This window comes from Thalassotalea nanhaiensis, from assembly GCF_031583575.1.
Lineage (GTDB): Bacteria > Pseudomonadota > Gammaproteobacteria > Enterobacterales > Alteromonadaceae > Thalassotalea_A > Thalassotalea_A nanhaiensis.
The window spans coordinates 2262063-2286778 of record NZ_CP134146.1; the positions used below are offsets into that span (position 1 = coordinate 2262063).

The following is a 24716-nucleotide window of genomic DNA, read 5'->3' on the forward strand; positions in this document are numbered from 1 at the left end:
CAAACTATGAAAATTACTACGACGAAGCATTTTTATTATTTTAATAACGATATTTTAAAAATACCGTTATTAAAATAATAAAGCTGCCGTAAATAACGGCAGCTTAACTATTCAATAAATTACTTAGAACTTGCAGCAGTTTTAATTAATTTATTAGGTACTTCAATTAGTTGCTCTGAAGTGCTCTTTAAAAGTTCAACAGTTGGGTTAGCAATAGATTCAACTGAATTTAAAACTGAATCTTCAACAGCGCCACCTAGAACTTCTGCAGGGTTACCTACACGGTCAAATGCTTCGCTAACGCGTGCAGATGTTTTTTCAGATGAAGTATCAAGTACTTCTAGAGCACGCTCTTCAACTTTACCTGTTTGCTCGATAACTTGTTCAACGAAACGGTTAGCTTCTTCACGTGAACTTGTTAATGCACCAGCACCGGTTTGAATTACAGAGCGGTTGTAATCAATACCTTTTTTAACGATATCTTGGCTAGTTGAAAGTACAGTGTTAACAATCTCTTTGTTAGCGTTTAATACTTGACGGCCAATTGCAGTTAATTCGTTTGTTTTAAAAAAATCTAAAATCATAATTTATTTCCTATTTATTTTGTTTGTATTTGAATTCATAACAATGTTAGTTGGGGAACAACAGTTGATATGCTTTTCTTAAGCGTTGAGTGAATAGTAGAGGTAATAATTAGAGTAAAGTAACTAAACAGATTATTAATTTTAAAACATTTAAAAAATGAGATTGTTTCAGTTAAATCATGTTTATTTGCCGGAGGTATAATGTAAACACAGAGGTAAAATTATGCTTTATGACTTAACTGAGTATGCTCATGCCAAGTTTATTAGATAGCTGGCAAAGAATTAGTAGATAACCTGGTTTCGGAGTGTGACTTTTGTCGTCCAACATGAGTTGGTTACTTAGGAAATGAGAACAATCCCGACAAGGACATTAGAACTGTTTTCAGAAAAGAAAACTGATTACTTTAAAACAAAGAAACTGCCGCATTGTGCGGCAGTTTGAATTTTCAATAAATTACTTAGAACTTGCAGCAGTTTTCATTAATTTATTTGGTACTTCAATAAGTTGCTCTGAAGTGTTCTTTAAAAGGTCAACCGTTGGTTTAGTGATTGACTCAACTGAATTCAATACTGAATCTTCAACAGCGCCACCTAAAACTTCAGCAGGGTTACCTACACGGTCAAATGCTTCGCTAACGCGTGCAGATGTTTTCTCAGATGAAGTGTCTAGTACTTCTAGAGCGCGCTCTTCAACTTTATCTGTTTGCTCGATAACTTGTTCAACGAAACGGTTAGCTTCTTCACGTGAACTTGTTATTGCACCAGCACCTGCTTGAATTACAGAGCGGTTGTAATCCATACCTTTTTTAACGATATCTTGGCTAGTTGAAAGTACAGTGTTAACAATCTCTTTGTTAGCGTTTAATACTTGACGGCCAATTGCAGTTAATTCGTTTGTTTTGAAAAAGTCTAAAATCATAATGATTTCCTTAATATTCTATTTTAATTTAATTTACGTTAATAACAATGTTGGTTGGGGAACAACATTTGTAATGCGTTCTAAAGCATTGAGTGAATATTAAAGTTAATAGTTAGAGTAAAGTAACTAAACGAATAATTAATTAAAAATAATTAAACTCGGACAAAATCACAATAGATGAATGCATATGGGCAGGAACGAATAACTAGGCCGCAAAGGCTCTGGTTTGTGCCATTAGCAGAAGTAAAGAAATTACGCCGTCATCCTCGAGGACTAGTGCATGGATGCACGTAGTTAGAACAATGCAGGAGCAATTGTCGAGCCAAAGCGACATCGGGGACCTCATTAAGCGTATCGTGGCTATAAAAGTTTCGACTTCCTGAACTTGTTTCAGGATCTTTAATTGGCCTGCTTTGTGCCAGAAACAGAAGTAGAGAAAATACGCCGTCATCCTCGAGGAGCTCAAGCGACATCGGGGACCTCATTAAGCGAATTGTGGGTATAAAAAGTTCAACTTTCGGAACTTGTTTCAAGATCTATTGAACGTCTCAAAAGTGCCATTCAGAGACGGTCAACTATTGTGTTTTGTTGTTCCGCCGTTTAAACCCGTAACAAAGTGATGCAAACAATATAGTGCCACTTGGAAACAGCGGGTTTATTGAAGAGTCGATTATCAGAACGACAGGTGCAGTAACAAAAAACAATATCATTCCCCATCGTCCCCAAAAACCTGTAGCCCACACGGTAATTAGGGAGCTAGCAACCAATACAAGACTAGATACTATGGTTGACGTTAAATCAATCGGAGTTGATGCTGCGGAAGTAAATGCAAAAATTAAAGCGAATAGTGTAATAACTGCGAAAATTCCACCAACGAAGAAAGCCAATAAAAATCGCTTAACATCCTTTTCCATTCACTTAGGTTCCTAATATATTCTTTATTTTTAACGGCTGTTTATCGCTCATAGCCGTCATAGGCTTTTGATTAATTTACGTTATAAATCTTGATGTTGCAAACTTACCCAGAGTAAAATCAGAGCTACTTGGTTGATGACACTTTCTTACCAAATTCATCGGCAGCACCAAAAGCATCGTTCATGATATTGCGGTCAGCTTGAGCCATTTTCTTACCCAAGGGGCTGTTTAGAAAAGTTATTAGTTCTAGTAGCTCTTTTTCAGTGTAATATTTTTGATATATCGGCAATAACTCTTTAGCAATAATATCTTTTGATACCATATCTGTCTTCATTGCTTCGCCCGTTGTCATCTCAACTGCGTGTTCTTTTACCATAGCTTGAAAAACCCCGACGTAATAATCATCGGCGTTTGTTATCTCAAGCAAGGTACTTACAGTTTTTAATGTTGGAGCGTCTGATGTCGCATGAACACTGAAGCTAAAGGCAAATAAGAAAGGTAGAAACAGTTTTATCAATCCATCCATGATGTTGAAACTCTTTAATTAAAAATTTGGTGTTGCTGTACGACTCTTGTTCGCTCTTAGCAGTCGGTCACGACCACTAAAAACGTCTGTAATAACAATAACATCATGTCTTGTAAGTTTACAAATTATTCAAGTTGCTCACAGGTAGCTTTGAGCCAATAAAAGTCACTGTCTGCTTACAGTTATTAACTAATAAATAGAATATCGAGATATAAGAAAGCCCCTCTAAATATCTACGAGGGGCTTTGAATGGTTATCTCAGTACTCAACAGTACCTCATATAATGTTTTTAGATTTACTTAACTAGCTTTACTAGAGGTACTAAACGGTATCCGTCCATTACTTTTTGAGACGGGCTATAGTGACGAAAAGTTAAAGAGAAAACACCTGTATCGTTCTTTACTTTAAGATTGTTGATAGCATCAGCACCACAACCAAAACTTAAAGTAATTGTACCATCACCATTGGGCTTTACTGTGTGAGAACTAATTTTAGCTTTATCTTCAAACATAAAACCTGCTTTATCGTAAACTGTTACTGACCAAAACTGTTTGTTCTGTGGGTCTTCAAATGTTGCTTGGTGACAAGTCATCGCGTAGTTAGGTGATATTTCATAGATGTTGTCGATAAACTGAGCTCCACCCCAGCCTACAGCTGCACCTACAGAGTACTTCTGATCCGTTCTCATCTCTTTTGAACCATCTTGAAGAGAAGTAAACATACCTGTTAGTGCGTCAGCTCCCTCTGCTTTAAGCATTGCTAGGAATTGAGTTTTAAGGTCGACTTCTACTTGGTGAAATATTTCTTTATTCACAACAGGACTAACATACTCAGCATCGCTTTTAGAAGTGATGTACATTTGGTCTTGGATAGCGTTAGCTTCTTTTTTAGGGATGCGTGCATCAAGACGAACAACGACAACAACATGTGTATCTTTAATGTTAGCCCCACTAATTAGGTGCATACCTGAGCCAAAAACCATAGGTTTAATCTGGTGATCTTCTGTGATTACCTGAGCTGATATATACATACCCTCTGCTACTTTTGGCAGTGTAAGCGTAGCACTGTTTTCTACATTAATGGTTGTGAATGAGTAGTAAGTATCTTGGTTAGTACGTACTGCTACTTGCGTTTTAACATTAGCCAAATCACGGATGTGGTAAAGCTTATTTACACCAACTGCATCTTGGTACTTAAGTAACTGGCGAGATGTTTCTAATGTAGGGTAGTTCGCTTCTGTTGTTACAATGCCATCTTTGGCAAAGAAAGCATCAAGTGAAGTTGTTTCTGCTGCTACTGCAGCTTGTGCTGTAAATGCCATTGTTAGTGCGGCTGTAAATATTAATGTTTTCATAATATCTCTTTAAAAATTAAAGGTTAAGGACAACTTATACTTGCTGCAAATCTTGGCATCAACATGCTATTAAGAATGTAGAAAAGTTATTTACGCTTAATAAGTATAAAAGTTTATGTTAAGCACTAAATGCGCCTTTAAGGGTAAACTCAATTAAGTTGCAGTAATGTTAAGGCCAACCTAAAATGAATTCAAATGACAAGTTTTCATTCTCAGTATGATTATTTGGTATACTACTTTAACCGTAAGCTCTAAAGACTATATTTGGAATTTATTAATTAGGATTTTCTCGCTATGAATCTACAAGAACAAAGACTTTCAAGAATTGATTTAAATTTATTAATTTCATTAAGCATCCTCCTAAAAGAGAAAAATGTCACTAAAGCAGCACAAACTTTGTTTGTAACCCAATCAGCTATGAGCAGAATGTTACATAGGCTTAGAGAGCTGTTCGATGACCCATTATTCTCTCGTTCATCAACAGGGTTAGTGCCTACGCCTAGAGCACTACAAATTGAAAAGCACCTACCAATATTTTTAAACTCGTTAGATCCAATATTAGCGAGTAATAGCTTTGACCCCAAATTATGTGAAGATTCATTTGTAATATCTCTTCCCTCAATCTTGGGACAGTCAATGTTGCCAGCATTATTCCTACAACTATCTAAAGAGTCTCCTTATGTTAACTGGACAGAGTACCCAGCTAGCTCCAACCCATGTGCTTTATTAGAGTCGGCCACGCTAGACTTTGCAATTCATGTTGCCAAAGACTACCACCCAACTTTTATCTCAACCCCTATAGGTTATGCCTATCCGGTTATCTATGTACGTAAAAACCACCCATTACTTCGAAAAGACAAGGTTTCTTTGCAAGACTGTATGAAGTTTGATTTATTAAATTTGATCGTGGAAAGCGATGACCGTATTCAGAGTCCAGTCGACAGTTTACTCAATAGAAATAATGTTAAACCTAAGTCAAACTTCAAAAGTAGCCAAATGAAAGTACTGACTGATATTTTAAAGCAAAGTGATGCAATATTTATTGGCATGAGTTACCTGACAAAGGTGGCAGAATTCTCTCAACAATTTGAACCTATATTCATGTTTGAAGACTCGATAGAAAATTCGATAGAATTTGTATTGCTACAACATGAACGAACAAAAAATAGTCCTGCTCATAATTGGTTTAAAGAAAAACTACTCACTCATTTAAGTTTTTTCTAGGATAGGCTAGCTTCGAAACTGGAAGAGGCTCCAGCTAAAAACATTCTGGTCAATCACAGCCTATGAAACCAATACTCGAACAATCATCCAAAATAGCACAGAAAAAGCCGATCTATCATCGCGCCATGATCTGAAAGTAAACAAAGATGGTTCTATTGATTTATATTTTGGCCCTAAAGCACCTAAAGGTATGGAAAGTAACTGGATACAAACTGAAGCTGGCCGTTCATGGTTCCCGTATTTCCGTTTCTATTCTCCTGAACAATCAGTGGTTAAGGGTGAGTGGATATTGCCAGATATTGAAAAGAACTAATCTAAATTTGAGCTGATAACATAAACCGCGTTCCTTTTTGGCTCGCGGTTTTTTACTTAACTTTAAAAATACAAACATATCCATTGCTTCACACCCCTTTGTTTTACAGCATGTCCTAACTAAAGTTATGAATTGTTAATAAAATGGTTCCTTTTTGTTATTGAGATGTAGCCCCCCATCGAACAATCTAACTCCTAAGCTCAAATTTTGAGCTTAGAGTAGTTTTTTAAATCAATAACAATAAAAAACTAATACAGCATTTATAATAATAAATCGGGGAAAAACATTGAGTAGTTCTATTAATAATAAACGCCACTCTTTAGGCATCGCAATTGCAATTGCACTGTCTACAAGCGGTTATAGCAGTTTATCTGTTGCAGAAGAGCAAACTGCAGATTCTAATAAAGATATTGAAGTTATCTTAGTAAAAGGTGGTAAACGCCCAAAAACATTAAATGAAGTCCCTGCATCCGTTTCTGTTATTGGCGGTGAAACATTAGCGCAAATGAAAATTGATAATATGGAAGATATGTCAAAATCTTTGCCAAATGTCAGCATTTCTGCAAATGCAATTCAAGATACCATATCCATTCGAGGCATTAACTCAGACTTACAGTCCGGTGGAGAGCAATCGGTCGGAATATTTGTTGATGGTGTTTATCATGGCCGTGGCGTACAGTCGCGCTATTCTTTTTTGGACGTAGAAACGCTTGAAGTTTTACGCGGTCCGCAAGGGGCTTTATTTGGTAAGAATACTATTGGTGGTGTGTTATCGATTAATCCTGCACAACCTAAAGAAGATTTGGAAGCTAAAATAACCACAGGCTGGGAAACCGAAGCAGAACAAATAGAAACATCTGGTTTTGTCACTGGCGCGCTTAATGATGACGCCAGTTTAAAAGCTCGTTTAGCGTTTAAATACAAAGACAACGATAAAGGCTACATGGAAAACCACGTTAAAGATGAAACCGGTATAACCAGCGAAGATTTATCGTATCGAGGTATATTCGACTGGCAAGCTAGTGACGCTTTAGCTGTGAATTTTCGCCTTGAATCTGGTGAACAAGAAGCCAATGGTATTTATTGGGAAATGACCGAGTTAACCGGGCCACTTGCTCCCGTTATCGCTTCATTTGGCGAAGACGGCGCTGTTAACCATAAAGGCAGTGGTTCAAATATGGATTACCCCGGCTTAGGTTTCAATGGTGAAGATACCACCTATTACATGGACACCAATTTTGATGAATATGCATTAAAAGCAAATTACGCGTTAAGCGCAGGTACTTTTACTGTGATGGCAGCACAATCTGAATATGATTTTGTGCGCAGTGTCGATGCAGACTTTGGTCCTTTGCCAATATTGCAATTTACTGATAGAGAAGAGTTTGAACAAACCAGCTTTGAAGCTCGGTTTGTCTCTAAAGACAGTGATACCTTTGAATACATTGCTGGTGTTTATTATCAAAGTAGTGATTTATTGACCAACGGTGTAACCGAAGCGGCAACTGCTCCTGGTACTGCTGTAGGCGGTGCCTTCAATGGTGCTATTTTAGGGATGACAGGTGGTGCACTTGATATATTCCCAGAATATGGTCTTACGAGTCGCTTTCATCAATTAGATCAAGAGTCTGATATGTGGGCGGTTTTTGCTCAAGTAGGTATTGGCTTAACGGATAATTTAAAGCTCGAATTATCAGGTCGTTATGCAGATGAAGAAAAAGATGCCATACAAGAAGTCGACCTTTATGGTGGTACTGGCTACGGTCAAACCAGTGGTAACCCGTTATCAAACCCACTTGAACAGATGTTTTGGGGACTAGCGGTATTTGAAGCGCAGCCACATCAAAATGATCTTAACCGAAGTGAAAGTCATTTTACTCCTTCAGCGAGCTTATCATGGACGGTTAACGAAGATACCAACCTTTATGTGAGTTATGCAGAAGGTGTTAAGGGTGGCGGCTTTAACGCATTAGCAATGACTGCAGATCCTGCTGCTGCAGAGTATGAAGAAGAAGAAGCAACATCATTTGAGATTGGTGGTAAGTTCTCATTACTCGATGGCAGTGCAAAATTAAACGTTGCAGTGTTCAACACTAAGTTTGACGATATGCAAACCACTCAGTTTACCGGAGGTACCACCTTTGTTGTTGCCAATGCCGCTGAAGCTACATCGCAAGGATTGGAATTAGATCTTGTATGGAATTTAACTGAAGACTGGACCTTATTTTCTAACTTTGGTTACATAGATTTTGAATTTGATTCATATGAAAACGCCGGTTGTACCGCAATGCAAATTGTAAACGGTGGGTATGCTAATGGTGCTGCTTGTTCTGCCGATGGCGGTAACGACTTAAGCGGTAAAACTAATCAGGATGTACCTGAAATTACAGCAATGCTCGGTTTAGAGTACGCCACTAATTTAGGTGAATTTGAATTGATTTCAAGGGTTAATTTAAGTCATTCTGATGAATATTATGCTGCAGCTGATTTAGATGAAAGCTCTAAAGTGGATGCATTCACCTTGGTTGATGCTTCTATTAAGTTAGTATCTCCAGATGGAGATTGGGACGTAGCGTTCATCGGTCGAAACTTGAGTGATGAAGAGTACTTTTATTACCACAATGATACGCCACTTTTATCTGGCTCTCACCAAGCAGGAACGGCAGCCCCTGCTACCTACACGGTTCAGTTTAGTTACCACTATATGAACTAAAGTATGATTAGTCGCCACTAATTTAGCGGCTAAAGCTCCATAAAAAGAAAAGCCACAATCTATAAATATGGATTGTGGTTTTTATTTAGAAAGAAATTAATACTCGCCATTAAACATCTCTGCATTAACACTGCTTGTATAATAACTTTTGTTAATCGTTAACTTACTTTGCTGGCAAATGCTTATTCATAAAGTTAACCATCATATCTATCGCTTGCTTGCTTTCTGGCAACCAGGAAAACAACGGATGCACATGAGGCATGTCTTTCCAAATATGCAATCGTGCGTTAACACCTGCATCCACGGCTTTTTTCATCGCACTTGCAGAATGGTTAAAAATTAACTCATTACTTCCCACATGGCATTGTAGTGGTGGAAACCCGTTATAGTCGGCATAAAGTGGCGAGATCAAAGGATCTTTCTGATTAATATCATTTGGTAAATATAAATTAATCATGGTTGCCAGAGATTGCTTGTTCAACATAGGATCAACCGACTCTAAGTTCGGCTCCAAGGCCATGAGGTCTTCAATAGAGCAATTGGTACCTGGAGATAACAACACAGCCGCTGCAGGTTTCCTTTGCCCGGCATCTCGAACTTTTTGTAGTGTAGTCAAGGTTAAACAACCACCGGCTGAATCACCGGCAATAATAATATTTTCTGCCTTGTAGCCTTGTTGTAATAACCAGCAGTAACTTTGATAACAATCATTCACGCCAGCCGGAAATGGGTGTTCTGGAGCAAGGCGATAATCTGGAACTAAACCATTAGCATTGAGTTTACGACATAATTGGGCAACTAAAGCGTTATAAGTTTTTGGCATATGTATGCAAAAACCACCGCCATGAAAATATAGAATTACCCGCTGTTGTTTTGCAGATGTAGTTAACCACTGAGCGGAAACGCCATTAGCATCAACCTCAGCTATTTGCATATCAGTAACGCTTCTACCACTTACAAAGTCTACTTTTCTAGCAAACTGTCGAAATTGATCGATATTAAATGGTTTATTCATGTGTCGCTTAACAAAACAACGCATTAAATCATTGGTTCGTCGCGCCTGCCAACTTACCTCATCGTTCACATAAACCTGCGATGACAAAGGATAATCCTCAATTACTTTTTCCATTTGTCCATTTCTCTCTAATGTTAAGCCGATAATTGGCTATGTTTAAACGTTATGTAGATATTTCGGGCGATTTGGTAATGAACTGTACCGGTGTTCTTAGATGTTTATTGCTTTTATAAATTGGCCAATGCGTTTAATTGCGGTCCGCCCTTCCGGCAAACCAACAGCGGCAATATGCCAACAACTCGGCACATCTTGCCAAACATCCAATGTAGCCATGCCACCTGCTTCAGTTATCGTCTCACTCAACCTGATCGAGTCATCAAGCAACATTTCACTGTCTGAAACCTGTAGCAAAATTGGTGGTAAAGCCGATAAATCTGCCAACAGAGGAGATACTTCTGGTGAAGATGCTTCGATACTTTCAGGTAAGTAATATCCAATACCGCGTTCAAATACTGCTGGAGTATTGCAACAGTCAATGTCTTTTAAAGTACGCATAGATTTTGATGAAAGGGTTAGATCATATAACCCTGACAAGCCGAAAACTGCCTGAGGTTGGGTTTTGTTTTGATCTCGCAAAGCAATAGCAAGCAGTATTGCCATACCAGCACCAGCTTGGTCGCCGGCAATATAAAGACCATGTTCCGCTTCTTGTGTTGTCACTAGATATTCATATACTGACTGCACGTCATTTTGTGCTGCAGGATATGGGTGTTCAGGAGCAAGGCGAAAGTCAGGTACGACAACAGTCAATGATAGGGTTTTAGCCAACTCACATGTTACCCCGCGGTGGCTTAATGGTGAGCCCAACGAAAAACAACCACCATGGATATATAGAAGGATGCCTTTTGGCTTACTTTGCTCTGGATATATAACTTCACAAGGAACGCCATTGATGACTTGTTGCTCAAGCCCAAGAGAACGACACGGAGATGGCATAAAGGTATTGATTACGCTATCAAGTTCTTTTCTTGCCTGTTCTAACTTTAAATCACCATTAAACCGGGGTTTATACATGACTTTTAAGTACTTTTTTAATAAAAAATTTTGAACACTCAATGAAATAACCTTAAGTTGAAAGCCTTACAACCGACTAACCGCTTTGCCAGACTATATAATAAAGTGTTAATTTTGCAGGGTTAAAGGGCATTCAGCAATGACAATAAGACACTTAAAAATCAACAAATGTACTCTATCAAGATAAGAACGTAACGCTGTCTGAAAGCATCGCCCTACTTGTTCGAGCATTATTTGCAAGTTGGCTTTTATCTTCATAACCAAACGACAGGCCGACCAAAACCCCCATAGATTCTGGGATGTTTAAGGTATCTTTAATGATTTGAGGATAAAAACTTAAAGCTCCTTGAGCACAACTACCAATACCAAAGGATTCCATGATTAACATGAGTGACTGTAGATAGATGCCAATATCCAAAGCGTTGTTAATTTCAAATGACTTTGGCATGCAAATAATCGCTACATGTGGTGCGCCAAAAAACTCATAATTTCTCAGTAATGCTTGTTTACGTTCGGCTTTATTCCCACGTTCAACTCCCATGGCATTATAAAGTGCTTTCGCACACTCTATTTGCCTGACTTGATGCTCGCCTTTAAAGTCAGAATAATACTGGAAATCACTGTCTGGTTTTGTACCAGTCATCACCGTATCAATTAAGTTTTGTTTTAAATTATCTTTAACATTTGCTGAAGCAACGAACGTTTTCCAAGGTTGCGTATTGCAATTAGATACAGCGTGCTGGGCGAGGCTAAAAATTTCTTCTAAGAGCTCTGGCGTAACTTCTTTGTTCAGAAAACCACGCACAGAATGGCGTTGCTTCAACAGTTGTTTAATAACGGTAGATGGCATATTTTCTCTCTTATGTAATTTGGTTAACCTGAGTCTGTAGAAATTGACTTATTAAAACAAAAAAGTATGGCGGGTTACCCCGCCATATTAATAGCAACCAATAAAGGTGCTGATATTATTATTTTAATTTTTATTCGCTAAAAATTGCTCTGGCAATGATCAATTTCATAATTTCAGAGGTTCCAGCAAAAATTCGTGTAATACGAGCATCGGCAAACACTTGAGAAATTGGATATTCTTCCATATAGCCTGCTCCACCGTGTAACTGAACACCTTCATCGGCAACATCGCATAACAGTTCACTGGTTAATAGTTTTGCTTGCGAGGCACCTATACTGTCATGATCACCACGGTTGGTATTGGCTACCAGGGTATCTGTATAAGCAATTGCCATATCAAGACGAGCACGTAATTCAGCCATTTTAAATTGAGTGTTTTGCATTGCAGATAATGGCTTACCAAATACTTTACGATCTTGCACAAATTCTTTGGTCAAATTAAACGCGTACTCAGCAGTACCTACATTCCAGATAGCGCAAATAAGACGTTCTTCAGCTAAACCGCCCATTAAATACTTAAACCCTTGGCCTTCAACACCAATAAGATTTTCTTTTGGCACTTTTACGTTGTCAAAGAACAACTCAGCAGTATCTTGTGACTTCATTCCCATTTTTTTAAGGTGGGCACCACGTTTAAATCCTTCCCAGTTTGCTTCTACAACAAACAAGCTTATAGCATGCGGGACAGTTGGATCGGTTCGGGCTGCAACAACAAACACATCACCACAAATACCATTTGAAATATAGGTTTTATTACCGTTAAGTACGTAATGATCGCCATTATCAACAGCTGTAGCTCGCATACCAGCTAAATCTGAGCCAGCATCAGGCTCAGTCATCGCTACACCTAGGATGTATTCACCAGTGATTGCTTTTGGAATGTATTTTTCTTTTAAGAAATCACTACCGTTATTCATAATATAAGGCGCAACAATCGTACTGTGCAGTTGCGGCATAAAGCCCGTTTCGCCACAAAGCCCTATTTCTTCGGAAATAATTTGTTGAAAACGAAAATCATCAATGGCTAAACCACCAAGTGATTCTGGTGCCTGTGGGATCAAAAAGCCCATTTCGCCAGCTTTTAAGTAAACTTCGCGCGGAACTATACCTGCTTCGCGCCACTCTTCTCTATGAGGAACAACCTCTTGTTGAAGAAAAGCACGAAAAGAATCCCTAAACATATTGTGATCTTCATCAAAATTATAACGTTTCATCATTATTCCTAAACTTAAATCTTAAAAAAAAATGCTGGCGAAACTGAAACAGTCAAGCCAGCATTATCGGCGTTTATAAAGCTACAATCGCTTCGCCGATTAAAGTTTGTGTACCATCTTGCTTACACGCTTGAATTGCTACACGAGCACATTGCTCATCGTTATGAGTGATTAGCTCAACAACTTCACCAGAACAGGTGATCACATCTTTTAATTGAGTGATAGCAGCAAACTTATTACTAAACTTGCGTAATTGCGACTGTGGTTGCCAGTTAGTTAATAAACGACCTAAATACGCCATTGATAACATACCGTGAGCAAAAACATCTGGCATTCCCGCTTTTTTAGCAAAATCACTATCGATATGAATCGGGTTATGATCGCCTGAAGCGCCTGCATATAAAGCAAGAGTAAAACGGCTAATTGGTGGTAAAGCTAGTTCAGGTAACACAGTACCTACTGTAATATTCGTCATGATAATCCCCTGTTTAAACGTTACGGTACACAAGTGTTACACTTGCTTGCGCCATTAACTCACCGTCTTGGTTTGTGTAGCTATTTTCCATAACTACAAACTCAAGAGCGCCACCTTTTTTGTCAAAAATATTTTTCAATTCTGAACTGACAGTAATGGTGTCACCGGCATGAATTTGGCCAAAATAGTTGAACTCTTGGGTACCATGTAATACACGGCCGATATCAAGGTTTAGTAAACCTATAACAGGTAAAAGCTCAGGACCTTCCATATCTAACGAGAACGGGAATGTAGGCGGAGCTGGTAGAGACTTGTAACCAGCGGCAATAGCCGCTTCTTCATCAATATAAATTGGATTAGTTTCACCGATTGATTTGGCGAAAAATTTTAATCGACCTTTTTCAACATCAACCTTAAAGCTTTCAAATTGATGGCCTATTTTTGTTTTATCTAACATCATGTTTCCTTAAACCAGCGCGATTTAAATCGCGCTAAATGTAATTCTGTTATACCTTTTGGATTATGTATTTAATCTAGAGGGTAAATTATATAGCGCGGTACATGGTCACTACTGCAGCGCCGCCAAGACCTAGGTTATGTTGTAATGCAATATTTGCACCTTCAACTTGACGCTTACCGGCAGTGCCACGTAAATGCCAAACCAATTCTGTACATTGAGCTAAACCAGTCGCACCTAATGGGTGACCTTTTGACATTAATCCACCAGATGGATTAACCACTACTTGACCGCCATAGGTATTTTGATTGTCATTAATGAACTTTTCAGCTTGTCCTTCACCACATAAGCCTAAGCCTTCATAGGTAATAACTTCGTTTGGTGTAAAACAGTCATGCAACTCAACAACATCAACGTCTTCAGCACCAAAACCTGCCTGCTCATATACTTGACGAGCGGCTTCTTTGGTCATTTCACTACCAATAAGTTTGATAGGATCAGTCCAACTGCCTTCTATATCAGTCACCATCGACTGACCAATAATCTCAACGTTCGCTTTGATATTGTGCTTTTTGGCAAATTCAGCTGAACAAACAATTACTGCTGCTGCACCACAAGTTGGAGGACAAGCCATAAAACGAGTTAAGTATGGAGGGTAAATTGTTGGCGCATTCATTACTTCATCAAGAGTCATTTCGTTGGCAAATAATGAGTAAGGGTTATGAACCGCATGTGAGCGAGTTTTTACTGATACCTTACCGAAAATGTCTGGATTGGCGCCATATTTTTCAATATAAGCGGTACCTGCTTGACCAAACATTTTAAGAGCCAGTGGGCCTTGATGACAATCAGCCACTTGATCTAATGTGGTTAACATATTATCAAATGGTGACTCTCTATCATCCCAATGAGAGCCAAGAGCGCCAGGTTGCATTTCTTCAAAACCAAACGCTAAAGCACAATCTACAGCACCAGAAGCGACTGCTTGACGAGCTAAATATAAAGCTGACGAACCTGAAGAACAGTTATTGTTCACGTTTACTAATGGGATACCTGTCATGCCAACATCGTATAAAGCATGTTGACCACATGTGCTGTCACCATACACATAACTGGCGTATGCTTGTTGAATTTGTTTAAACTCGATACCAGCATCTTTAACAGCGTCTTTAATTGCTGAACTCGCCATTACTCGATAAGGTTGTTGCTGACCAGGTTTACAAAACTTGGTCATGCCAACACCGGCAACTCTTGCATTATTCATATCTAATTCCTACTTATTTCTTTGCGGCAAGTAAATCAATACCAACCATTTTGCCTACGGCATTAAATGTACTTACAATGCTTTCTGCTGGTGCCGCATTGCTGAAATCACAAATGTCATCCCATTTAGACGCAACATCTTCAGCGCTAACATCTTTATCAACACCAAAAGCGTAACCTTCACTGCGTTCTACACGAACTTTAGCGAACCAGCTGGCACCAACTTCATAAACACCACCAGTATCTTTGTTCTCTTCAGCACATAATTTAACAACTAAAGGCACTACGTAATCTGGAGACGTAGCTTTAAGGATTTCTTCACCCCAAATAGTTTCAGTTAAACGTGAACCGGCAATAGGAGCGATAACGTTAACGTGAACATTTTTACGTGCACCTTCAATAGCCAAGGTTTTACCTAAACCTAATAATGCAGATTTTGCAGAGCTATAGTTAGCTTGACCAAAGTTGCCGTAGATACCAGCAGCAGAGGTAGTGAAGATAACTCGGCCAAAGCCTTGGTTTACCATATATGGCCAAGCAGCTTTAGTAAGTTTATAAGCACCATCTACGTGTACTTTATAGATAAGTTCCCAATCAGTGTCCGACATTTTAGTGAAACTAGAATCTCGTAAGATACCTGCATTGTTTACTAAAATATCTACACGACCAAAATTGTCTATTGCGGTTTGTACAATCTTTTCACCAAATTCAACTGAATCGTAGTTGGCAACAGCATCACCACCAAACGCTTTAATTTCAGCTACTACTTGATCTGCTGCAGAGCTGCTCGCTCCTTCACCAGCACCACTACCACCTAGATCATTTACTACAACTCGTGCACCACGCTTTGCAAATTCAAGGGCGTAGGCTCTGCCTAAACCGCCACCAGCACCAGTAACAATAACTACTTTGTCAAAAAATTTAATATCGCTCATTGAGAATCACCTTGTATAATTTTTGTTTTTTAATTTAAACGTTTCATTGATGCGGTAAATATTGAACAGTTTGCAGTAATTCAACAATGACAGAAAAGTACTTTAAAATTAGCAAAAATGTGACAATTGACGATAATCATTAATTATATAAACAGCTTGTTGCATTATCAGAGGTTGCCATTGTAGTATGCGCCAATAACGAACCTTGCAACGTGGTCGCTATAATTAAGATCATTATTTTAATGATGTTAAAATGGCTGCAGATGTTGGTTGGCTTGTTTCTGTAGGGTTCGATAATTTACTGGTGAGAGCATGGAAAAAACAACAATATTATGTCATTACGTACAGGCTTTAATGAAAAGTATAAAACGTAATGGGCATGATCCTTTACCAATACTGCAATACGCAGGAATTCCTTTAGAAGTTGCCAATGATGCTAATGCCCGAGTACCTTATCGTCACTTTATCAAGCTGTTACGAAAATGCATGGCAATTTTACAAGATGAATATTTAGGATTGGTTGAGCCTGCAGTGCCTACTGGCTCATTTTATTTCGCTGGTCATTTACTTATTGGCGCGCCAAACTTAAAAAAAGCCCTACATTTAGGCATTGGCTATTACCAACACATTAGTAATGCCTATGATCTTAAGTTGGTTGAAGATGGGGATATAGTTCGTTTAGAGGCTAAAATCATTAAACCAGAGCTGGACCCTGATCATTTATTAGCGGAATTTATTCTTACCGGTTGGCATAGAACAGCGTGTTGGTTGATCAGTAAAAATATTATTTTAAAAGAAGTTAACTTTAATTATGCTCCGCCTGAACATGAGAGCGAATACCGTTATTTATTTCCTTGTCCGCGTAATTATGATCAACCCTGTTTAAGCTTAAGCTTTAGTGCTGAGTATTTATCCTTACCTATTACTCAAAATTCTTCGACCTTAGTTGATTACATCAGGAAATCCCCTGAAAATATTCTGCTTAATCCGGTAGAAGATGATAGCTACAGTACAAAAATAAGGTTAGAGATAGAAGCATGTGAAAATAATAGCTTTCCTACTTTCGAAGTTATTGCTGAGAAGTTTTTTATGACGCCAAAAACATTGCGTAAAAAACTCAAAAGCGAAGGCGTAACCTATCAAAAGATAAAAGATATTATCCGTCGTGACATCGCTATTTATCATCTTACCCAGCATAAATGGTCCATTAGCGAAATCGCCATTAAAATAGGATTTAGTGAACCAGGTGCATTTATTCGTGCATTTAAAGGTTGGACAGGAGTTACACCACGAGCCTATAGAGAATCTGATAGCGACAGTTAAACTGTTTAGCAAGCGCTTTCAAACATGAACATTAAAAATAAAGCAACTTAGTCCCCCTTATTTTTAATGTTCTATTTAAATTAATAATTAATACCAAATCACCTCAAAACATTACTCATTCCTCCCGTAACTATACAAAATATTTATAGCCCTACTCATTTTTATTATTTCTCTAGCTCTGTTTTAGTCGTTAAAATCGCGGCAATTAGATTGCGTACTTAGGAGTTTTTTAATGAAAACCGTAGCAAAATTATCTATTGGCTTGATGGCCATTTTAACAGCCCATTCAACAACGGTATTGGCTGAAGAAGAAGTTCAGGACATGTCTGACCCACTTGCAGTTTATTCGCAATTCGGTGCAGGTGTTACCAATAAAGGCTTAAACCTAAAATATGGTCAAAGTTACGATACTGGTAACCCTAATACATTTGGAATGAATGTACTTGAGTTAAAAGGTCTTGGAGGTGAAGACTTAGGTTGGGATAACAACGCAGTTAAAGATAACTCTCTTGACTCATTTCGTTTTCGAAACTTTCAAGTAGACATGACTAATGGTAGAGGTTCTCAACTAGATATCTCTTTAGGCCTAGATGCAAATGCACTAGCCGACGAATCTGGTTCAGTGTCATATTCATTTATTCAAGCATTACCAAAGTTTGGTAAGTTAAGCCTATTCCCATTAGCAGGTGTTGGTGCTGGTATCGCGAATAATGCACTTGAAGATGATGGCACGATTGATAGTGGCTATTCTGTACAAGGTACTTACTATTTAGTTGGTATGTATTCAAAATACGCAATTACTGATAAATTATGGGTAAACTACAATCCATTTTACCTGGAAACACTATCGGGCTCAGATGTTTATCAAAATAATGCCTATGGCCTAGGTGAAAGTTCAATATTAACCCATGAAGCATCTGTAGGTTATCAAGTAACACCTAGATTTAATGTCCGTTACTTTTCAAATTGGACAGAAAATACTTCGTTTGAAGATGGTGAACATCGAATTGAATTTAACTATCAATTCTAGCTCTTCAACGACATAATTATTTTTTAACAACCATAACCGCTGTATAGCAATGTTTAATCAATTATAAGGAGCCGAAATTTCGCAGAATTCTACAAGAACTCTTTGGCTATTAGAACAATTAACACCTGCCAATTAAATTATTTTTTAACACATTCAAGTGCTCTTTTGAGCACTTTTTTTTATTTGCGCTTTAATCAAAGTATAAGTTCAACTTATTACACCAAATAAAACATAAACTCTTAAATATAAATAATCACTAAATATCAGAAACATACAATAAAATAGAGAGTAATTAAATAATCCACACACACCTACTATAAGTTTAATTTATACCAACTGCGTTTGCTTTAATTTCAAAATGTAGAACGACATCTATAAAATTACCACCAAGTTTAAACATCAACAGTTGCTTAATAACCAGCAATTAAGGTAATGAAATTATGACGGTAAAAAGTAAATTTACAAAATGTACTCTAGGCCTTGGTCTATTGCTTACATCAGTAGCGAGTATGGCAACAACAGATACATCTAAGCCTAACATTCTGGCCATTTGGGGTGATGATATCGGCATTTATAACATTAGTGCATATAATCACGGCATGATGGGTTATCAAACACCTAACATTGATAGAATTGCAAATGAAGGTGCTTTGTTTACCGATCAGTACGCACAACAAAGTTGTACTGCTGGGCGTTCATCATTCATATTAGGCCAAGAACCTTTTAGAACAGGCTTGCTAACTATTGGTATGCCAGGTTCTTCACATGGTATTCCTGACTGGGCACCGACTATGGCTGATGTTGCTAAAGACAACGGTTATATGACTGGTCAATTTGGTAAAAACCATTTAGGCGATCAAGACAAACACTTACCAACAAAACACGGTTTTGATGAGTTCTTTGGTAATCTTTACCACTTAAACGCTGAAGAAGAGCCAGAAACATATTACTACCCGAAAGACCCTGAATTTAAGAAGAAATATGGCCCACGCGGCGTATTACATACTTATGCTGATGGTCGTATGGAAGATACTGGTCCATTAACTAAAAAACGTATGGAAACTGCCGATGAGGAATTTTTAGGTGAAACTTTAAAATTCATCGATAAAGCTCACAAAGCCGAAAAACCATTCTTTATTTGGTACAACAGCACTCGTATGCATGTTTGGACTCATTTACAAGAGAAATGGCAAGGCAAATCAGGCATAAGTATTTATGCAGATGGCATGCTTGAACACGATGAACAAGTTGGTATCTTACTGGATAAACTTGACGACTTGGATATTGCAGATAATACCATTGTTATCTACACAACTGATAACGGCGCTGAAACATTCACATGGCCAGACGGTGGTAACACCCCATTCCATGGCGAGAAAGGTACTACTTATGAAGGCGGCATGCGTGTTCCACAACTAGTTAGATGGCCTGGCACAATTGAACCTGGTTCAAAGGTTAACGCGATGATGTCTCATCTTGACTGGATGCCTACTTTGGCCGCAGCAATGGGTAATGACACCTTGGTTGCAGACCTGAAAAAAGGCGATGAGATCAATGATAAACAATGGCGTGTTCATTTAGACGGTTTCAACTTCAAACCATTCTTCGAAGGTAAAGTAGATGAAGCTCCACGTGATACTATTATGTATTTTAGTCAAACAGGTCAATTAAATGCGATTCGTTGGAACGACTGGAAAGCAAGCTTCGCATTAGTAAAAGGCGACATGGCTCGAGGCGTACGTGAAGTACCAGCATGGCCGCAATTGGTAAACTTGCGTGCTGACCCGTTTGAAAAAGGTCCAACAGAGTCTTCAATGTATATTCGTTGGATGATTGATAACATGTGGGCATTCGTACCTGTAAGTGGCAAGGTTCAAGACTTCCTTGGCTCATTAGAAGGTTACCCAATGCAAGCAGGACAAAGCTTTGGCGCTGCAGATATTGACTATACAACATTACAAATGAAAGCGTTTGTTAATAAAGTACAAACTGAACTTGCAGACAAATAATATAATTACTCTATAAATAGATATAAACCAGTAAGTTAACTAACTTACTGGTTTATTTTTTTCACAAGATTTTTTTGTAATTATTTAAAACAAAGAAAAGCGATTAATTTAAATTTTATTATTTGGTTTAGATAATCGATTACTTTAAGTTCCTTTACTATAGTTAATTTTAATAAAAATAATGTATAAAACTGAATTAACCACTTAATTAGTAAGGGTATTTTATGAAAAGAAGTAAGAAGTTGTTCTTAGGTTTGGGAATGTTGATTTTTTCAATACCCGTATTAGCTACCACTGACACCTCTAAACCAAATGTTCTCGCCATATGGGGTGATGATATTGGTCCATTTAATATTAGCGCATACAATCGAGGCATGATGGGATATAAAACACCAAACATCGATAGAATCGCTAATGACGGTATTTTGTTTACCGACTCTTATGGCGACCAAAGCTGTACTGCAGGCCGTGCAGGGTTTATTACCGGCCAGCACCCTATTCGCACTGGTTTAACAAAAGTTGGTTTGCCAGGTGCTAAAGAAGGTTTAAATAAAAAAGACCCAACGATTGCTGAGTTATTAAAACCCCATGGTTATATGACAGGTCAATTTGGCAAAAACCATTTGGGCGATCAAGATGAACATTTACCAAGTAACCATGGTTTTGATGAGTTTTTTGGTAACCTTTACCACCTAAACGCGGAAGATGAACCTGAACACCCAGATTACCCTAAAGACCCAGAGTTTAAAAAACGCTTCGGTCCGCGTGGTGTTATTCACTCATTTGCTGATGGAAAAGTAGAAGATACAGGGCCATTAACTAAAAAAAGAATGGAAACTGTCGATGAAGAAGTGTTGGCTAAAACATTAAAGTTTATCGATAAAGCCCATGCTGCTAAAAAACCATTTTTTGTTTGGTTTAATACCACTCGCATGCATGTTTGGACACGATTAAAAGCTGAATCTCAAGGCGTAACTGGTCAAGGTATTTATGCTGACGGTATGGTTGAGCATGATGGCCATGTAGGCCAATTACTTGACAAACTTGATGACCTTAAAATAGCAGATAATACCATTGTTATGTATACCACAGATAATGGCGCTGAATTAATGTTATGGCCTGATGGTGGTTACACGTTATTTAGAGGTGAGAAAAACTCAAATTGGGAAGGCGGGTATCGGGTGCCAATGATGGTTAAATGGCCAGGAAAAATAAAACCAAATCAAGTGTCTAATGAAATAATATCGACTCAAGATTGGTTGCCAACTATCTTGGCTGCAGTTGGTGATAACAGCATTAAAGAAGATCTTAAAAAAGGTAAAACGGTTGCAGGAACTAAATATAAAGTACATTTAGACGGTTATAATTTCTTACCACACTTTTTAGACACCTCGAAACCTGGACCACGAACAGATTTTATTTACTCTTCTGACACAGGTGAAGTTGTAGCGATTCGCGATGGCGATTATAAAATGGTTTTTCGCGAACAAAAAGCTCATGGTTTAGAAACATGGCAGAATCCATGGAGTGTATTGAGAGCACCCAAAATGTATAACTTAAGGATGGATCCATTAGAACGTATGGATCATGAAGCTGGCGGTTATGAGCAGTGGTATGCTGAGCATATGTTCTTATTCGCTCCTGCAATGTTTAAAGTGGCAAAATTCAAACAAACCTTTAAAGAATTTCCACAACGTCAAAAACCAGGCAGTTTTGTACCATAAACATAGCGAGAGCTTTAAAAATCTGCATGATAGTTGTGCCTAATAACATTCTAATGTTGTTAGGCACTTTATAGATAAATAGGATAGAAAATGAATTGCTGTATAAATTCAACCCCACTTAAGCTCATATCGCTGGCACTTTTTGCTATTACATTTAATAGTAACGCCTTTGGCAATAAACCAATTGAAAAGCCTAAGTTAATTATTCAAATCACCGTAGACCAACTGCGCGGCGATTTAATGTTTCGCTACCAAGACCGGTTTGTGGGTTCAGGATTTAATTATTTATTAAATAATGGCACTGTTTATCGTGATGCCCATCACGGTCATGCTAATACCGAAACAATTGTCGGACATGCAACTCTTGCTACTGGGGCCCATCCCTCAAATCATGGCTTGGTTGGAAATATTTGGTATAACAGACAAAAAGGCCATACCGTTTATAATATCGAAGATTCAAACTATGTATTACTAACCAAAGGCGCAAGTGTTGATAAAAACACTGAAATAGATCCTACACAAAAAGCGGCAAGCGTAGAAGGACGCTCACCTAACACCATAATGGCATCAACATTTAGTGATGAGATGGTCATTAATAGTAATGGTAACGCTAAAGTGTTTGCCGTCTCAGTAAAAGACAGAGGCGCCGTATCTATGGCTGGGCATGGCGGTAAAGCATTTTGGTTTTCGAAAAAAAGTCAAGAATTCGTCAGTAGTAGTTATTATTACAATCAGTACCCTAAATGGCTGAACGAATGGAACGACAAGAAAATATCAGATAATTACAAAAATAAAAAATGGCAACTCCTTGATGAAAAATCAACATATCTTTTTGGCAATTCAGATGATCGAGCATGGGAAATGGATTTAGCTGGTTATGGTCGAACATTCCCTCACCCACTTGGTGAATCAAAATACTTTAGTACTTTACTAACCGTCAGCCCTTTTGGTGATGAAATGACTGCAGGTTTTGCCAAACAACTCATTCATCATGAACAACTAGGTCAAGATAATGTTACCGATTATCTCGCAGTTAGTTTTTCAGCAACGGACTACATAGGACACTTCTTTGGCGCGTCCAGTCTTGAAAGTGAAGACAATATTCTTAGACTTGATAGAACCTTAGAAGGTTTTTTTGCATATATTGATGACAACATCGGCTTAGATAATACAGTTATTGTACTTTCTGCCGATCACGGCGGCCCAGATGCCCCTGGTTACTTAAATGAACATGATGTACAAGGTGCGTACGTTAGCCCTAAACAATGGGATACATTGGATTCCATTATCAAACTTAAAGCTGAATTGGGCTTAAAAGAGCCACTCATATCATCTTATCACCACCCTTATATCTATTTAGATCAAACGCTTATTGCTAAAAACAAACTTGACTTAAATGATGTGCAGGATAAAGTGGCAGCAGCACTTTTAAAAGAAACCGATGTTTATCATACGGTTGCTAGTAATAAAGTAAAAACAAATCAATTAGCGGATACTCAACTAAATAAAGCTATTAAAAACAATTTTTACCCGGCCCGATCTGGTGATATTTATGTCGTATTTAAACCACAAAACTTTATAAACAACCTTGATGGTTTAAAAGTTGCTTCGGTTCATGGCTCGGCTTGGTCATACGACACCTTTGTACCAATTATTTTTGTAGGAAAAACAATACCGGCAAAACATGTATATAGAAGGGTACAAACTGTAGATGTAGCGCCGACCTTGTCAGCGATAATGGCAATTAAACCTCCATCTGCAAGTAATGGTGTAATTCTGACTGAAGTATTTAACCAATGATTGTTTTAACCGATGTTTCTTTTAACCAATAATAATTTTTGAGCTGCATATATGAAACGATTAACAAACTTATATATTAGATTATTCAGGCTATTTTTATTAAACCTACTAACGTTACTGATTTTAGGGTGTGCCCCTAGTGAAGATACGTCTGTAGATACGTCTGCAGATACAGACAAGGTCACGAAGCCATCCGAGAATACTAAGAGCCCTGAAAAAAAACATCAGTTATCAAAGGCTAGTGAAGAACAATTGCTAGCTAATATGGTTTGGGTTGAAGGTGGAAATTTTTTAATGGGCTCTGACGCGCCTACGGCAAGAAACAGAGAAAACACCGTACATACTGTTAGCCTAGATGGCTTTTACATTGGCAAAACTGAAGTTCAAGCGTTACTGTGGGAAGAGATCATGGGATGGAATACAGCTTATTTTACCTGTGATACCTGCCCTATTAATAACATTAGTTGGTTTAATGTACAGGTATTCATTGAACGTTTAAATAATGCCACTGGTTTAAAATTTCGTTTACCAACAGAAGCGGAATGGGAATATGCCGCAAAAGGTGGGCAACAATCAAAGGGTTTTATTTATAGTGGTTCAAACAATATTGCCGATGTTGCCTGGTATCAAGCAAACTCTAAAAATAAAAGCCACCCTGTCGCTTTAAAACAACCAAATGAGTTAGGTTTATACGATATGACGGGAAATTTATGGGAGTTTTGCCAAGACGATATGGATCGAAATACCTACAGTACAAAGGCCAGAACCAACCCACTTTTTTTGCGTTCAACAGATCCCAAACAAAAAACCATGAAGGTTATTCGTGGCTCTGGCTATGAGTTTGGGCCAGATGAATCAGAGGTATATCGTCGTGATGGCGCCACCAACAACGTTCGCATGCCCGACATTGGCTTTCGTTTAGCTTTGAGTAAGAAATAAT

At 38.1% G+C, this 24716-nt stretch carries 21 protein-coding genes and 1 pseudogene; 9 read left to right on the forward strand and 13 right to left on the reverse strand.

What is annotated here, in order from left to right; translation table 11 throughout:
• Positions 1 to 119 precede the first annotated feature (119 nt).
• The 5 genes from RI845_RS09920 to RI845_RS09940 form a co-directional block, all read right to left on the reverse strand.
• Positions 120 to 584 (reverse strand): hypothetical protein, encoded by a 465-nt coding sequence (locus RI845_RS09920; protein WP_348386021.1) that lies wholly within the window; start codon positions 582 to 584, stop codon positions 120 to 122.
• 454 nt (positions 585 to 1038) lie between these two features.
• Positions 1039 to 1503, reverse strand: a complete 465-nt coding sequence (locus RI845_RS09925) for a phasin family protein (RefSeq protein ID WP_348386022.1) — start codon at positions 1501 to 1503, stop codon at positions 1039 to 1041.
• A gap of 575 nt (positions 1504 to 2078) precedes the next feature.
• Positions 2079 to 2417 carry a hypothetical protein gene (locus RI845_RS09930; protein WP_348386023.1) on the reverse strand — a complete coding sequence of 113 codons (339 nt, stop codon included), beginning with the start codon at positions 2415 to 2417 and terminating at the stop codon, positions 2079 to 2081.
• A gap of 125 nt (positions 2418 to 2542) precedes the next feature.
• Positions 2543 to 2944, reverse strand: a complete 402-nt coding sequence (locus RI845_RS09935; protein ID WP_348386024.1) for a DUF2059 domain-containing protein — start codon at positions 2942 to 2944, stop codon at positions 2543 to 2545.
• Between the two features lie 295 nt (positions 2945 to 3239).
• Positions 3240 to 4298: a DUF1214 domain-containing protein gene (locus RI845_RS09940; RefSeq protein WP_348386025.1), complete on the reverse strand. Its 1059-nt coding sequence runs from the start codon at positions 4296 to 4298 to the stop codon at positions 3240 to 3242.
• A 294-nt stretch (positions 4299 to 4592) separates the two neighbouring features.
• Here RI845_RS09940 and RI845_RS09945 point away from each other — a divergent pair, with 294 nt between their 5' ends.
• The 3 genes and pseudogenes from RI845_RS09945 to RI845_RS09955 all read left to right on the forward strand — a co-directional run bounded on the left by RI845_RS09945 (position 4593) and on the right by RI845_RS09955 (position 8548).
• A complete protein-coding gene (locus tag RI845_RS09945) occupies positions 4593 to 5522 on the forward strand; it encodes a LysR family transcriptional regulator (RefSeq protein WP_348386026.1) in 930 nt (309 codons plus the stop codon).
• A gap of 49 nt (positions 5523 to 5571) precedes the next feature.
• A pseudogene (locus RI845_RS09950) lies at positions 5572 to 5835 on the forward strand (DUF1214 domain-containing protein); the annotation flags it as partial.
• A gap of 286 nt (positions 5836 to 6121) precedes the next feature.
• Positions 6122 to 8548 carry a TonB-dependent receptor gene (locus tag RI845_RS09955; protein WP_348386027.1) on the forward strand — a complete coding sequence of 809 codons (2427 nt, stop codon included), beginning with the start codon at positions 6122 to 6124 and terminating at the stop codon, positions 8546 to 8548.
• Between the two features lie 163 nt (positions 8549 to 8711).
• Here RI845_RS09955 and RI845_RS09960 read toward each other — a convergent pair whose 3' ends face one another.
• The 8 genes from RI845_RS09960 to RI845_RS09995 form a co-directional block, all read right to left on the reverse strand.
• A complete protein-coding gene (locus RI845_RS09960; protein WP_348386028.1) occupies positions 8712 to 9677 on the reverse strand; it encodes an alpha/beta hydrolase in 966 nt (321 codons plus the stop codon).
• 96 nt (positions 9678 to 9773) lie between these two features.
• Positions 9774 to 10679, reverse strand: coding sequence for an alpha/beta hydrolase (locus RI845_RS09965; protein ID WP_348386029.1), 906 nt, complete (start codon positions 10677 to 10679; stop codon positions 9774 to 9776).
• A gap of 136 nt (positions 10680 to 10815) precedes the next feature.
• Complete coding sequence (locus tag RI845_RS09970) at positions 10816 to 11487, reverse strand: nitroreductase (RefSeq protein ID WP_348386030.1); 672 nt, start codon at positions 11485 to 11487, stop codon at positions 10816 to 10818.
• Positions 11488 to 11617: 130 nt separating this feature from the next.
• Positions 11618 to 12760: an acyl-CoA dehydrogenase family protein gene (locus RI845_RS09975; RefSeq protein ID WP_348386031.1), complete on the reverse strand. Its 1143-nt coding sequence runs from the start codon at positions 12758 to 12760 to the stop codon at positions 11618 to 11620.
• Positions 12761 to 12833: 73 nt separating this feature from the next.
• Positions 12834 to 13235: a MaoC family dehydratase gene (locus tag RI845_RS09980; RefSeq protein ID WP_348386032.1), complete on the reverse strand. Its 402-nt coding sequence runs from the start codon at positions 13233 to 13235 to the stop codon at positions 12834 to 12836.
• A gap of 13 nt (positions 13236 to 13248) precedes the next feature.
• Complete coding sequence (locus tag RI845_RS09985; protein WP_348386033.1) at positions 13249 to 13692, reverse strand: MaoC family dehydratase N-terminal domain-containing protein; 444 nt, start codon at positions 13690 to 13692, stop codon at positions 13249 to 13251.
• Positions 13693 to 13780: 88 nt separating this feature from the next.
• Positions 13781 to 14956 (reverse strand): lipid-transfer protein, encoded by a 1176-nt coding sequence (locus RI845_RS09990; RefSeq protein ID WP_348386034.1) that lies wholly within the window; start codon positions 14954 to 14956, stop codon positions 13781 to 13783.
• Positions 14957 to 14969: 13 nt separating this feature from the next.
• Positions 14970 to 15890, reverse strand: a complete 921-nt coding sequence (locus RI845_RS09995) for an SDR family oxidoreductase (protein WP_348386035.1) — start codon at positions 15888 to 15890, stop codon at positions 14970 to 14972.
• A 312-nt stretch (positions 15891 to 16202) separates the two neighbouring features.
• Here RI845_RS09995 and RI845_RS10000 point away from each other — a divergent pair, with 312 nt between their 5' ends.
• From RI845_RS10000 to RI845_RS10025, 6 genes are all read left to right on the forward strand, one after another.
• Positions 16203 to 17213 (forward strand): AraC family transcriptional regulator, encoded by a 1011-nt coding sequence (locus RI845_RS10000; RefSeq protein ID WP_348386036.1) that lies wholly within the window; start codon positions 16203 to 16205, stop codon positions 17211 to 17213.
• A gap of 232 nt (positions 17214 to 17445) precedes the next feature.
• Complete coding sequence (locus tag RI845_RS10005; RefSeq protein WP_348386037.1) at positions 17446 to 18243, forward strand: hypothetical protein; 798 nt, start codon at positions 17446 to 17448, stop codon at positions 18241 to 18243.
• A 440-nt stretch (positions 18244 to 18683) separates the two neighbouring features.
• Entirely contained in the window at positions 18684 to 20252 is a 1569-nt protein-coding gene (locus RI845_RS10010; RefSeq protein WP_348386038.1) for an arylsulfatase, read from the forward strand.
• A gap of 224 nt (positions 20253 to 20476) precedes the next feature.
• A complete protein-coding gene (locus tag RI845_RS10015) occupies positions 20477 to 21976 on the forward strand; it encodes an arylsulfatase (protein ID WP_405054004.1) in 1500 nt (499 codons plus the stop codon).
• A gap of 90 nt (positions 21977 to 22066) precedes the next feature.
• The gene (locus RI845_RS10020) at positions 22067 to 23776 is read left to right on the forward strand and encodes an alkaline phosphatase family protein (protein WP_348386039.1); all 1710 of its coding nucleotides are present in this window, start codon (positions 22067 to 22069) and stop codon (positions 23774 to 23776) included.
• A gap of 51 nt (positions 23777 to 23827) precedes the next feature.
• Positions 23828 to 24715, forward strand: coding sequence for a formylglycine-generating enzyme family protein (locus RI845_RS10025; protein WP_348386040.1), 888 nt, complete (start codon positions 23828 to 23830; stop codon positions 24713 to 24715).
• Position 24716 lies beyond the last annotated feature (1 nt).

Excerpts from the sequence above, each read along its gene's own strand:
- RI845_RS09920 (WP_348386021.1), bottom strand. The coding sequence starts at position 584 with ATGATTTTAGATTTTTTTAAAACAAACGAATTAACTGCAATTGGCCGT.
- RI845_RS09925 (WP_348386022.1), bottom strand. The coding sequence starts at position 1,503 with ATGATTTTAGACTTTTTCAAAACAAACGAATTAACTGCAATTGGCCGT.
- RI845_RS09930 (WP_348386023.1), bottom strand. The coding sequence starts at position 2,417 with ATGGAAAAGGATGTTAAGCGATTTTTATTGGCTTTCTTCGTTGGTGGA.
- RI845_RS09935 (WP_348386024.1), bottom strand. The coding sequence starts at position 2,944 with ATGGATGGATTGATAAAACTGTTTCTACCTTTCTTATTTGCCTTTAGC.
- RI845_RS09940 (WP_348386025.1), bottom strand. The coding sequence starts at position 4,298 with ATGAAAACATTAATATTTACAGCCGCACTAACAATGGCATTTACAGCA.
- RI845_RS09945 (WP_348386026.1), top strand. The coding sequence starts at position 4,593 with ATGAATCTACAAGAACAAAGACTTTCAAGAATTGATTTAAATTTATTA.
- RI845_RS09960 (WP_348386028.1), bottom strand. The coding sequence starts at position 9,677 with ATGGAAAAAGTAATTGAGGATTATCCTTTGTCATCGCAGGTTTATGTG.
- RI845_RS09970 (WP_348386030.1), bottom strand. The coding sequence starts at position 11,487 with ATGCCATCTACCGTTATTAAACAACTGTTGAAGCAACGCCATTCTGTG.
- RI845_RS09975 (WP_348386031.1), bottom strand. The coding sequence starts at position 12,760 with ATGAAACGTTATAATTTTGATGAAGATCACAATATGTTTAGGGATTCT.
- RI845_RS09980 (WP_348386032.1), bottom strand. The coding sequence starts at position 13,235 with ATGACGAATATTACAGTAGGTACTGTGTTACCTGAACTAGCTTTACCA.
- RI845_RS09985 (WP_348386033.1), bottom strand. The coding sequence starts at position 13,692 with ATGTTAGATAAAACAAAAATAGGCCATCAATTTGAAAGCTTTAAGGTT.
- RI845_RS09990 (WP_348386034.1), bottom strand. The coding sequence starts at position 14,956 with ATGAATAATGCAAGAGTTGCCGGTGTTGGCATGACCAAGTTTTGTAAA.
- RI845_RS09995 (WP_348386035.1), bottom strand. The coding sequence starts at position 15,890 with ATGAGCGATATTAAATTTTTTGACAAAGTAGTTATTGTTACTGGTGCT.
- RI845_RS10000 (WP_348386036.1), top strand. The coding sequence starts at position 16,203 with ATGGAAAAAACAACAATATTATGTCATTACGTACAGGCTTTAATGAAA.
- RI845_RS10005 (WP_348386037.1), top strand. The coding sequence starts at position 17,446 with ATGAAAACCGTAGCAAAATTATCTATTGGCTTGATGGCCATTTTAACA.
- RI845_RS10010 (WP_348386038.1), top strand. The coding sequence starts at position 18,684 with ATGACGGTAAAAAGTAAATTTACAAAATGTACTCTAGGCCTTGGTCTA.
- RI845_RS10015 (WP_405054004.1), top strand. The coding sequence starts at position 20,477 with ATGAAAAGAAGTAAGAAGTTGTTCTTAGGTTTGGGAATGTTGATTTTT.
- RI845_RS10020 (WP_348386039.1), top strand. The coding sequence starts at position 22,067 with ATGAATTGCTGTATAAATTCAACCCCACTTAAGCTCATATCGCTGGCA.
- RI845_RS10025 (WP_348386040.1), top strand. The coding sequence starts at position 23,828 with ATGAAACGATTAACAAACTTATATATTAGATTATTCAGGCTATTTTTA.